Consider the following 12,944-nt stretch of genomic DNA (forward strand, 5'->3'; position numbering starts at 1 on the left):
AAGGGGGACAAGGGGGACACGGGAGACAAGGGGGACAAGGAAGTAATTTTTCTCCCCACACCCAGACGCGATGAATCGCGTCTCTACATTACTCCCCATACCCCTGTTAATAATGATTTCCCACCTTACGATGATGAACAGCTGTGAGGGCGTCTAGTTTGGCAACTCTACCAGTGTGGACACTGCTGTAAATAATCCAGTGATCGCTGCACTCCATGCGGGTTGTAACTTCGCATTCCATGTATGCTAAAGCGTCTGCCAAAATGGGACAGCCATTGCTAGCGGCGTAAGTTTTGATATCTGCAAACCGGTCTGCACCAGGAGAAAAACGCTTGAGGAAGTGTTTCATTAAGCTTTGATAGTTGTCTTCCTCTAATACATTCAGAATAAAGCGATCGCCTATATGTAATAAAGATTCTATGGCGCGATCTTTAGCAACTGCAATAGCGACTCCTAAAGGATTCATGCTTGCTTGCATCACCCAAGAAGCTAACATGGCACTATTAACATCGCCTTTTTGGGCAGTAATAATATAGAGTCCACTACTAAGTCTTCCTAATGCCCTTTCTAAATCATTATCTAAAGTTTTAATTTGTTTAATCGTGCGATCGCGTGTTAACCATTGTCCAATATCAGTACCCGCTTCATCACACATTTGTTCAGTTACCTGAAGGGGCGGTTCTTTAATCAAAATCGGTGGAAAGGCTTCGGTAAGTCCAATTTCAGTAAATTTATTCCGCAAAGGATAAATTGGTTCATCTTCCCCAGCACCAGTTTCAAATAATCCTACTGCTTGTTTATTGTGAGCAGCTGCGAGAATAGTACTTAAAGCTGCATGGGCATTTTGATCAGATTGAGATGGCATTCCAATAACTATACCACTGGCTTGACTCACCAATTCTCGGACTTCCTGGGGTTCAGCAGTACTTAAATCTACCAGTTCAACTGCAACACCATTTCTGGTAATCCCGTGAGCGATCGCCCTTGCTAATTGGTCACTATATCCGTAATCTTCACAGTAAAACAGAGCCACAAAGGTATCTGCTTTTGCTTGTTCCTGGCTCCATTTTTGATAGGAATTTACCCAGTCTGACACATAATGTTGCAATAAAGGACCGTGTCCTGTGGCAATCATCCCCACATCTAATTTTTCCATCCGCTTGATTGCAGACAACACAGAACGAGCATTTGGCCCCATCAGGCAATCATAGTAATATCTAAAGTCTTTTTCTATAAGTTCTCGATCTTCGTCAAAAGTATAGTCATCACAATAGTGCATCCCAAAAGCATCACAAGTATAAAGGATGCGAGTTTTACTATCGTAGGTAAAAATGGTATCCGGCCAATGAAGATTGGGAGCCGAGACAAATTCTAACTGATGTCCATTGCCTAAATCCAAGCGATCGCCATTCTTGACGATTAGAGATTGGAATGGTTGATGTACCATGTTTTCCAAAAATTGGATGGCAACTTTTGCCCCAACTACTGTGACTTGAGGAGCTAACTGTAATACCTCTTTTACTAAGCCACTGTGGTCTGGTTCAGTATGGCTAATAATCAAGTAATCCAAGGTTGAGAGGTCGATTAAGCCTTTGATCGCTTCTAGATATAATTCCTGGAACTTACGGTGGGAAGTATCAATTAATGCATTTTTTTCACCTTGAATCAGAAACGAATTATAAGTTGTGCCATTCTGCAATCCAAACTCAATATCAAAGCGATCGCGATCCCAGTCAAGAGAACGAATCGCGGTTGTTTGCGATCCAATCTCAATCGTTTGTGTGGTCAAGCGACCAGGCGATTTTATATTCTCGCGATCAGTTAGTGCAACCATACGCTGCTGCCTCCAACACTTTTGTGGTGTAATTATGCTTACTTATTAATATTTATCTGGACGCACTAGATTTGTAAAATGTCAATTTTTAAAGTTTGTGATTAGTTATTTTAAATTGTTAAAGTCTATTAATTAATTTATGCTTATCATAAGGTTTGTGCGAATCACAAGCTATAAAATTTTGCGATAAACCACTAGTACTTCGCCACGCAAATTTTGACAGGTTGCGAGGGGTTAGATCCCCGACTTTTTTGAAAAGTCGGGGATCTAGCTCACCTATCAAAATCAATTTGGTGAACTACTAGTACTCTGTCACACAAACTTTAAAGGGTTCGTAGTGAGCGCTGTCTTCGCTCAAAAAGGACTAAAGTCCTCACTACGAACCTCAAATTACTTTGCTGTAGCTCTTGCCAATTCATTAGGAGTCAAAGACTCAATTAGACTCAAACTCATGTTCTGATCAGAAATAGATTTAGCATAGGCAGCATTTAGATAGGGAGAGTATTTTGACATGCCACCCACATAAGTTTGCAAGAAAGGTACACTCAAAATACTGAGATAACGACGTGCTTGTCTGAGATTTTCTCCTACTAAGTTTGATGGTAATGGTATTTGTTTAGAAGGATTACTACTCTCGCCAATAGCAGAAAAATGTGTACCACCAGTAAGCACAACTAGATACTTTTGAGAATTGGTAATCCAGGAGAAGGGTCGTATTTGTTCATATAAAGCTGGTGCAACTGTATCATTACTCCCAGCAACTATCATGACCGGAATTTTAATTTCACTGAAGCCTGCTTCACCAAATATGCTGCTACTAATTGGATTAATGGCGATCGCAGCTTTGACTCGCTCATCCCGCAAGTTATAGTTAATACCATATTTCTTGCCATTTAATTCTAAAGCGCGACACTGGAATATCAAAGATATATTCCAAGTTTGCTGGAGTCTTTTGGGATTGCAATCTTTGTTTAGTTGTTCAAAGTTAATCTTGGCGCCAGCTAAAGCCAAAGCTGTATAACCACCAAAGGATTGTCCAATGACACCGACTTGTTGTAAGTTAAGTCGATTCTTAAATTCAGGATCATTCTCTAGGCGGTCTAGTATATATTTTATATCTAGGGGACGGTTGTAAAATTCGTCTGCTTGTACTAAATCTTTGGTACTGCCATTAAGTAGCGATCGCAATTGTTGAGTGTCACTACCTGGATGATTGGGAACGATGACAGCAAAACCGTGGGAGGCTAGATACTCTGCTAAATATTGAAAGTTGCTGCTGTCTGTCCCTAATCCATGAGAAATGACGATTACGGGAACTTTGGTGCGAGTCTTGGGAAGATAAACATCGCTTAACAAAAGTCTTTCTCGCCCTCTTGCACCACCTATTTTATTAAACGGCTTTGGCTTTGATTGCACTACAAATTTTCCCTGACGCCGTATATCTGGTAATCCGGAGAGATTAAATGGTGGCGCAATACTAGCAGCTTCTATTGCTGATTTTTGAGAAACTGCTTCTACAGCGCGCTTGCTGTCATTCACCATTTTTTCCAATTCTGCTGCCATACCAAGGGTACCCGCTAAGTCAACGTGAATACTGGGGTTGGGATACTTCCGTACCAAATTTAATAGCGTTAAACCCTCTGGTTCATTTGCAGCTAAAATCAACGCTGCACGCAAAGCATGAAATCCTGGTTCTGGTTGGCGAGATTCGGTTCTGATGACTTCTCCCAACCGTTTGAGCAAAAATTCTCCCTGCGGTGTATAAAGAAACTGTGACACTGCTACGGGATGAATTTTAATCGGACTAACCAATGTTTGACGCAATTCCTGAAGCTGTTCCGGTTTCAAAAATTGCGTGTAAGCTGCTAGTTCTTCGTCTGCTACGCCATTGGTGGCGAAGTTTTCTAAAGCTCTCACAGACACAGAACGTTCTATAGCCGAATAAGAACCATAAATCCGTTCTGCGCTTGAGGCTGAATAACTCAGGCCAAATGTTTGTAGCACTGTCGAGAGAACCAGCAACAGCCAATATTTTTTTAGGGTGCTGACCCACTCACCAAACAAGCTATTCATCGTTCGATGATACACAATAATGTTGTTGATAAGGCGCGTAGTGTGGTATTCATTTCTACACCCTGATTTTAGTTTTTGTGATGCGCCTCTGAAGATATTAGATTTTTGCAGTTCGTGGAATTTTGAAATTCAAAATTGAAATTTTGTCAAGTCTAATGGGCAAGTTTAGTTACTTACCTAGTCGTCAATCGAAGCAGTTAACTGACCCTAGCCATGTGATCATATCAAAGAACAAAAACATCTGCTTGCGTTATCCAAATCATTATTATTAGAATGCTAATAACTTGATTTACGCAACAGTAAAAGTACTTAATAAATAAAATTTAACTAGCGTTTATTCGAGGCGATCGCTACTGAACTAGTGACTACTAAAACTGCTCCTAATATGCCTACCAAAGTTAATTGTTCAGAAGCGATTAAATTAGGCGCAATTCCCGATACAAATCTGACTGACAATAAAGTGACAATCGGCGTACAAGCCAAGACAGCACTGACTCTTGAAGCTTCCCAGTGTTCCAAAGCTTCCGAAAAAGCACCATAGGCAATGAGAGTGTTTAAAGCGCAAAAAAATAATATTCCAAAATTCAAACCGTCAAGTAGCAAAATTGTTTTTGGTTTGGCAAATATCAAAAAAAATAAACTACATCCTCCATAAATAATCAACATGATATTGGCAGAAGATAAGTATTTTAATAATTGTTTTTGGGCTAAGGCATAAACTGCCCAAGTAGCTGCTGCTAATAGAATAAAACTAGTGCCAATTAAATATTTTTGATAAGAATGAAGAATAATCTTATAGCCGTTAAATTCTAGATATAGCTGAGAGGAATTAGTGTATTGGGAAATACCTATAAATGATTGCAAAAGTTGTTCGTGAAAAAACAAAATAAAACCTAAACTGAGAGTTCCTAAAGCAAGCCATTGCGCCAGTGTATATTGTTCTCGGAAAATCACTAAACCTCCCAAACCCATGAGCAAAGGGGCTAATTGGATGAGTACTTGGGCGTTGGAAGGTGAAGTTAACATCAAACCTTGTAGGAAAAAAATGTAATTACTAGCTAAGAAAATAGTTGCAATGGCTAACAGTTTCCAAGAAGTAGAACGTAGTCGTGTAAGTGTAGGTAAATTCCCTTGTACACCTAAATAAATTGCTAGCAAAACAAACGCGATCAAAAAACGAAACCAAGTGATTGTATATACATCTAATTTTTGTAATGCTACTGATAAAGTGATCGGTAGAATTCCCCACAAAAAAACAGTCACTAGCGACAATGTTAGCCCTAAACGCCAGCGACCAGATATTTGATGAATTTTAGTCATGGGTTATTAGACGCGATTTATCGCGTCTTTACAATAGTTATTGGTTATTGGTACAGACGCGATTTATCGCGTCTGTACTTAGTTTATCTCCGTGTTCCCTATCCACTGACAAATGACAAATGACAAATGACAAACTTCAAAAGAAATCTGGTATCCAAGGAAATGGGCTTGTAAATATTTGTGTAGCTGCTAGAAGTGCTGATTCTGTTGCAGTCAATTTTCCGGCTAGTTGTAACTGCTGGGGTGTAAATAAGCCTGTGTAGAGGGGTGCTAGTCCTTTAATCTCTAACTGTAACTCGCCTTTACCGCCACTCGTTACTTCCCCACGCCCATTAGAGACAGCAAGAATAAATTTACCGTTATTTTCAGCAAACAAATCATCTTGAATTTCCAGATGCAGTTCAGCTTCTATTCCCGGTGGATAACCTCGCATCTCTAGCGCTTTCACAACATCGATTACCCGCAGCATCCAGCGCATTGTTGATTTGATCTTGGCTGTTTGCTCTGGTAGCCCTAATCCTAGATCATCAATAATAGAACTGCGCCATCGTAGTTTGTCTATTTGCGATCGATGGCTGGCTATAAAATTCCAGAAAGATTGTATAGCCGCAGTTGTCAGCAATACCCAATCTTTAATTCTCAAAATCGAACCTTCTTCTGTCCGGTGTTGGCTGAAAATTATGTAACCCTCAGGTTGATTGATTGAACCTATTAAATAAGTGTAGACTGCTTCGTTTTCATCTGGTTCGCCTAACCTATCCCAAATTGCTTGATATCGGTCTAGATGTCCATTAATTAATCTGGCTTTTTGCTGATACAGTTCATCCAAGACTTTCATCTCAAATTCAACCCGTATAACTGGAAGTGGTTGTTTTGTGGTTGGGATAGTCTCACAAGCAATTTCCCAAGTACAAAAGCTTCCTGCTTGTTCATATCCTGCTTTGCGATAGAGGCGTTGAGTGGCAGGATAAAGAACAGAAATAGGTACACTCCTTGTATGGAGTTCTTTGAGAGTCTGTTGGATCATCGTGATGGCTGCTCCCGTTCCACGATATTCTGGAGCAATACCAACAGCAGCAATTCCCCCCATCGGTACACGCTGACTACCCCACCATTGTCCCATCGGAAGGATTGCCAGTCCACCAGCAATTTGTTCTTTTTGATGGAGGATACGGAAATTGTCTACACCAATAATATTAATGTAACTTTCTTGATCTTCTAGCGTGCCAATAAAACACTGACCAAGGATTTCCCCTAATCTTTTCACATCTTCTGCATTGGCAAGCTTGCTGTATTCATATACAGATGTCATACTAACTACCGCCTAGCATCAACAAACTACAAGCATACTACAAAAGAGGTTAGTATGAGCGCATCATCCTATAGCAATTTTGGATTTTGGATTTTGGATTTTGGATTTTGGATTTAAAAGGTAAAAAAGATAAAGGGTAAAGAGAAAAATCAATCCTTTAACCCTTTGGCGACTTCTGCAAGAAGTTTATAGTTTGGGTGAGAAAGGAGATACGTTTGGTGGAACCAATAAAAGCGGAAGTAAAACAAAGAGTCCAGGAATTGCGACAGCTATTACAACAGGCTAGTTATGCTTACTACGTCCTTGATTCTCCTATGATGGAGGATGCAGTTTATGACCAGTTGTATCGAGAACTGCAAGACTTGGAAACCCAGTATCCAGAATTGGTGACACCGGATAGTCCGACTCAACGTGTGGGTGAAAAACCTGCTACGCAGTTTACTTCGGTTCGCCACAACATTCCACTTTACAGTTTAGAAAATGCGTTTAATGTCGATGAGTTACAGGCTTGGGATCAGCGCTGGCGACGACAAGTACCTCCACAAACAGTAGCAGAGTACGTTTGTGAATTAAAGATAGATGGTAATGCTTTGGCTTTAACTTATGAAAATGGTGTTCTCACCAGAGGTGCAACTAGAGGTGATGGAGTCATGGGTGAAGACATCACCCAAAATGTGCGGACAATTCGTTCAATTCCCTTACGGTTAAATGTAGAGACGTTACATGTAGAGACGTTACATGTAACGTCTCTACCAGAACGGGTGGAAGTGCGGGGCGAAACTTTCTTACCCTTGGATGTATTTAAACAAATTAACGAAGAAAGGCAAAAAGCCGGCGAGTCGTCATTTGCTAATCCTCGGAACGCCGCCGCTGGTACACTCAGACAGTTAGATTCTCGCATTGTGGCGCAAAGAAGATTAGATTTTTTTGCCTATACGCTGCATATTCCTGGTATGGACGACGCGAGTATTGCTAGTAGTCAGTGGGAAGCTTTGGCGTTACTGCAAAAAATGGGTTTTCGCGTTAACCCTAATCAAAAATTATGTGCTTCTTTGGCAGAAGTAGCAGAATATTACCAACACTGGGATACGGAACGGCTGAATTTACCCTACATGACAGATGGGGTAGTGGTAAAGATCAATTCTTTTAAATTGCAAGAACAGCTAGGGTTTACACAAAAGTTTCCTCGGTGGGCGATCGCACTCAAGTATGCTGCCGAAGAAGCACCCACCCGTGTAGAAAATATTGCCGTCAACGTCGGACGTACAGGCGCACTCACTCCCCTAGCAGAAATGCGTCCTGTACAATTAGCAGGAACAACTGTATCTCGTGCTACTCTCCACAATGCCGATCGCATCGCTCAATTAGATATCCGCATCGGTGATACTGTAATTGTCCGCAAAGCTGGAGAAATCATTCCCGAAGTTCTGCGTGTCCTCAAAGAACTCCGTCCCCCAGACACAGAACCCTTTGTCATGCCTAGCCATTGTCCAGTATGCGGTCAACCGGTGGTGCGGGAAAAGGGAGAAGCCGTAATTCGCTGCGTCAATACTTCCTGTGCTGCAATTCTCAAAGGAGCAATTGAACATTGGGTAAGCCGTGATGCTTTGGATATTCGCGGTATCGGCGAAAAGCTGGTACATCAACTCGTTGATAAAGGATTAGTACATTCCGTTGCCGACTTATATAACTTGACAAGTGAGAAGTTACATGCGTTAGAAAGAATGGGAAAAAAATCGGCAGATAAAATCATAGATGCGATCGCTCAATCGAAAAACCAACCTTGGTCAAGAGTATTATATGGTTTAGGCATTCGTCATGTTGGTAATGTCACAGCCCAATTATTAACCGAGAAATTCCAGAGTGTTGAACAGATACAAACAGCACGAGTTTCTGATATCGAAGGTATTTATGGTATTGGTGCAGAAATCGCCGATAGTATCTACCAATGGTTTCATATCAGCGCCAATCAAACATTAATTCAACGCTTGCAAGCAGCAGGGTTACAATTTACCACTACAGCAGACACCACAGTTACAGGTGATGGTGACAATCAAAAATTAGCAGGTAAAACTTTCGTGATTACTGGTACTCTTCCCACTTTGAAACGCGATGAAGCCAAGGCGTTAATTCAAAAAGCAGGTGGAAAAGTTACTGAGTCAGTTAGTAAAAAAACAGACTATGTAGTTGTAGGAGAAGACGCAGGTTCTAAATTAGCAAAAGCAGAAGCACTGGGAATTACACAGTTGAGCGAAGCGCAGTTATTGGAACTTTTGTAACCCAGCTTCCGCCTTTGCGCTTTACTTTAGTTAGAGTAGTATTTGTAGAATTTGACCATCAATACATCTTGTACCAGACGATTGTAAATCGTCGGGCTAGATGCAGAAGAGTTAGGACTAGTCCTTTCAAGGTGACTCATAAAATCTCTTTTTTCCTCTCTGCGCTCTCTCTCTTGAAAAGCTTTGATCGGAGGAAACCTCCGCTCAAACTTTTCGCTGCGTTCTCTGCGGTTTAAAAGTTATTTATTTAACCGCAGAGGCACAGAGAACACAGAGATAAGAACTTACAGAGGAGTTGATTGTCGAGAATTTTGCTCCACCTTGAAAGGGCTAGTCCTATGAGTTAAAATGCCCTGCAACCGGCAGAATTTTGGCGCAGATACTGACGCTGAAACTCTATGCTATTAACATCGTAGGCAGTCAGAACAACTTCTCCTTTCTCATTGAAAATCCATCCGCGAGCAGGGACAATCTCTTTAGTCGTAGCAGAGGCTTTTGGCTGGTTGCTTGTCACAGCTTGCGAACTACTACTATTGCTAGCTGGTTGAGCTAAATCAATACGCACATTGTCACTAGTAAAACTATCATTGGGACTAGAAGGTACACCACCCCGTCCGGTGACAGTAAATGAACTACCAGTACCTTTTTGACAAGGATTTTGAGCAATTTGATTACTTGGATCGGTTGGATTCTCTGGTAATTGCATTAATCCTTGACTGGGGTCAACATCTGTATTATTAATTTGTGCGGTGCCACTAAAGTCTGTGCCAAGGTCAGAAGTAGCGGTGATATTACTGTCTGGGCTACTGAACCGATAAGCCGCTTTGATAAATATATTGCCTCCAAACCCTTTTTCAGCATTTGCACTAATGTTACTGTTTTCTAAAGCAACAAAGTTACCAGTCACAATCCTGATGTTTCCACCTGTGGCTGTATCAGCGGCTTGAGTGGTGATGATGCTATTGCGACGTAAAATTAAGTCACGGGAGTTAAGGGTAATATTACCTTGACCGCCTGTAGTAGTGGCAGTAATTGATGCTCGATTGTCTAGCCGGATGTCTTTTACTGTTGTGACTTCGATGTTACCTGCTGGGGCAATTTCTACACTATCTGTAGACAATCTACCACCATTAGAAAGGGAAAGCGATCGCGCATTAATTTTAATCCCACCAGCATTGCCCACACCTGATGGTGCAACAGCGCTAAAAATACCACTTATGGCTCCATTTTTAACCTCGCCGGAAGCAGAGATATCACCAGTCGCATTAATGTTCACACTGCCAGCATTTCCTTTTCCAAGGATGCTGGCACTAATTCGTCCACTATTAACCAGAGAGAGATTGTTGGTATTAATTTCGATACCACCAGCATCGCCCACACCTGACAATTCAACGACGCTAAAAATACCACTGTAATAATTCTGACTCTGACCCGAAGCAGAGATGTTACCAGTGGCATTAATGATAACTCTACCAGCATTTACCACCAGCATCTCCCTGTGCGTTTTCGTTGACTTCGCTAAAAATTCCACTTAGCAACCCTTGCTTATCCTCACCGGAAGCAGAGATATTGCTTATATCTAACCCTACTGTCCCTGCGGTTGCTAATCCTCCTAATTCAATGCTGCCTCCTGATGCTGTTAATCTACCCCCATCTGATACAGTAATATTGCCACCTACTAGCGCTAACGAGTTTCCTGGTTGCACCTGAAGTCCAAGCAAGTTGTTGTTTGTATCGCGGAATGTCGATTGACTGGCTATACTTCCAGGGTTGTCCCGAAACCGCAAACCAATGGGAATATTTACACTTAACAGTGGTACTGCTTGGGGATTTGTCGCACTTATGACGCATGTCGTAAATTTTCTTAAGAATAGAAAGATAAATAATACTTTCATTCGTATTTTGGGGAGCATCCCAAATCTTCAAAAATCGCCTGCGATTGAAATCGCAGTACCAAACGCGATATATCGCGTCTCTACAGGGTCTGTATTTGTATCAGATTTTTTGTGAAATGGTATAACACATAGTTAATTATCACTAGATGTCTATTGAGTGATCAGCCCAAAATCTTTTGTACCAGACGCGAAATTACCCTACGGGATCTTGCTACGTGTCTCTAAATACCCGTTTTTTAAGCACTAAAGTGCTTACTACAAACCGTTAATTATTTTTTTTATCCGTAGCGATAATATGCAAATCGGTATTTTTTAGTAATCGCAGTAGTTTATGGGTGAGAGAACCTTTGAGGAGAATTTGCCAACGCGATCGCTGACTAGCACCAATGACTATTTGAGTAATATGATATTGCTCGGCTACTTGTGCGATCGCTTCCGCAATATCATTACTAGAAACGCGAATAAAATTACCTTCAAATTCCTTACACAGCTTTTCACACATATCTATGTGCAAACTTTCTTCTTTAGTGAGAAAGCGGTCAGGAGCAGCGACAAATAAAGCAAAGAAAGGGGCATTCATATAATTCGCTATTCTCGCACCCCGACGTAATAGTTGCAACGAATTCGGGTAAGTTGAAATACATACTAATACCCGTTCTTGAATATTACAGAATTGACCTTGCGGATTCACACCGTTTGTCAACCCTGCACTCATTTCTCTGGCTTCTTCTTCAACGTTGTCTGCAATCTCTCGCAACGCTAATTCCCTTAAAGCAACTAAGTTGCGACGTTGGAAAAAGTTATCGAGTGCTTGTTGAATTTTTTGTGACTCGTAGATTTTACCTTCTACCAACCGCTCCTGCAAGGTTTCTGGTGTAACATCTACTACTACAACTTCATTAGCATCATCTAAAACCCTATCAGGGACTCGTTCTCGGACTACAACCCCAGTAATTCTTGCTACTAAATCATTGAGACTCTCCAGATGTTGAATATTCATCGTCGAGTAAACATCAATGCCATTTTGCAAAATAATTTCTACATCTTGGTAACGTTTTTCGCGGATTGAACCGGGGACATTGGTATGAGCGAGTTCATCAATTAAGACTAATTGAGGCGATCGCGCCAAAATTGCGTCGGTGTCCATCTCTGTCAACATCAAATTACCCCGCGGAATTTGTTTGCGGGGTAATATTTCCAATCCCTGAGCCATCTGTGCTGTTTCTTTGCGTCCGTGGGTTTCCAACAACCCAACCACAACATCAATTCCTTCTTCTTTAAGCGCATGACCTTCTTCGAGCATCCGGTAAGTTTTACCTACACCAGGAGCCATACCAATAAAGATTTTGTGTTTACCACGACGTGCTGGATACATGGGGAAGGGGATCGGGGATCGGGGATCGGGGATCGGGAAGAGTGTAGGAAGTGTGAGGAGAATAACCAATGCCCCATGCCCCATGCCCAATTATTGATTTTGCCTACGGTTAATTTCTTGGAGGTCGAGGGCGTAATTTAATTTCAAGATATTTACTCCAGGTTCGCCGAAAATACCTAAAAATCTTCCCTCTGTATATTGTTTAATAAACGGCAGAATCTCTTCTCTGGTAAGATTACGCGCACGAGCTACCCTTTCTAGCTGTTCTTGTGCTGTTCTGACAGAAATATGTGGGTCTAAACCAGAACCAGAAGTGTAAACAATATCAGCGAAGGGTTGAATACTTTCATCATTAAGTTCATTAGACTTCTCAACCACACGCTGAAGCAAGTCTGGATTACTAGGAGCTAGGTTGCTTGCACCTGATATACCGTTCGGTCTACCCAATTTTCCTTGACTATATCTGACAGCACTGGGACGACCTTGAAAATACCTTTCAGAACGAAACTGTTGACCAATCAAAGCTGATCCAATAGCTTCTCCTTGGATATTTTGCATAATACTGCCGTCTGCTTTTTCTTTAAAAAAAGCTTGACCAACTCCCAAAACTGCAACAGGATAAATAACGGCTGTCACCAACCACAGTAATATAGTTATACGAATTGCTCTAGTAATTTCTCGAATAATAAACATAATAATTTAAGTCAATTTGTCATAGGTCATTTGTTATTGGTCATTGGTCATTGGGCATTGGGCATTGGGCATTGGTTATTCTCCCCACACTCCCCACACTCCCAGACGCGATGAATCGCGTCTCTACATTACTCCCCACACTTCCCACACTCCCCACACTCTC

At 41.4% G+C, this 12,944-nt stretch carries 7 protein-coding genes and 1 pseudogene; 1 reads left to right on the plus strand and 7 read right to left on the minus strand.

The annotated features are described in order from the left end of the window. Window positions 1-106 precede the first annotated feature (106 nt). The 4 genes from B4U84_RS11980 to B4U84_RS11995 form a co-directional block, all read right to left on the minus strand. Entirely contained in the window at window positions 107-1,834 is a 1,728-nt protein-coding gene (locus B4U84_RS11980) for a diflavin flavoprotein (RefSeq protein ID WP_131118070.1), read from the minus strand. Between the two features lie 390 nt (window positions 1,835-2,224). Next, a complete protein-coding gene (locus B4U84_RS11985) occupies window positions 2,225-3,907 on the minus strand; it encodes an alpha/beta hydrolase (protein ID WP_131118073.1) in 1,683 nt (560 codons plus the stop codon). 327 nt (window positions 3,908-4,234) lie between these two features. Then, window positions 4,235-5,227 carry a DMT family transporter gene (locus tag B4U84_RS11990; protein WP_131118075.1) on the minus strand — a complete coding sequence of 331 codons (993 nt, stop codon included), beginning with the start codon at window positions 5,225-5,227 and terminating at the stop codon, window positions 4,235-4,237. A 136-nt stretch (window positions 5,228-5,363) separates the two neighbouring features. Further along, window positions 5,364-6,539: a GNAT family N-acetyltransferase gene (locus B4U84_RS11995; RefSeq protein WP_131118078.1), complete on the minus strand. Its 1,176-nt coding sequence runs from the start codon at window positions 6,537-6,539 to the stop codon at window positions 5,364-5,366. 218 nt (window positions 6,540-6,757) lie between these two features. Between B4U84_RS11995 and ligA the strand changes: the two genes are divergently transcribed. Beyond that, window positions 6,758-8,818, plus strand: a complete 2,061-nt coding sequence (ligA, locus tag B4U84_RS12000; protein ID WP_131118081.1) for an NAD-dependent DNA ligase LigA — start codon at window positions 6,758-6,760, stop codon at window positions 8,816-8,818. 343 nt (window positions 8,819-9,161) lie between these two features. Here the strand turns inward: ligA and B4U84_RS12005 are convergent. The 3 genes and pseudogenes from B4U84_RS12005 to kdpC all read right to left on the minus strand — a co-directional run. After that, window positions 9,162-10,659, minus strand: a pseudogene (locus tag B4U84_RS12005) (hypothetical protein); the annotation flags it as partial. Window positions 10,660-10,978: 319 nt separating this feature from the next. Beyond that, window positions 10,979-12,088, minus strand: coding sequence for a universal stress protein (locus tag B4U84_RS12010; protein WP_131118910.1), 1,110 nt, complete (start codon window positions 12,086-12,088; stop codon window positions 10,979-10,981). Between the two features lie 90 nt (window positions 12,089-12,178). After that, a complete protein-coding gene (kdpC, locus tag B4U84_RS12015; RefSeq protein WP_131118084.1) occupies window positions 12,179-12,781 on the minus strand; it encodes a K(+)-transporting ATPase subunit C in 603 nt (200 codons plus the stop codon). Window positions 12,782-12,944 lie beyond the last annotated feature (163 nt).

This window comes from Westiellopsis prolifica IICB1 (genome assembly GCF_004323185.1).
GTDB classification, from domain to species: domain Bacteria; phylum Cyanobacteriota; class Cyanobacteriia; order Cyanobacteriales; family Nostocaceae; genus Pelatocladus; species Pelatocladus prolificus_A.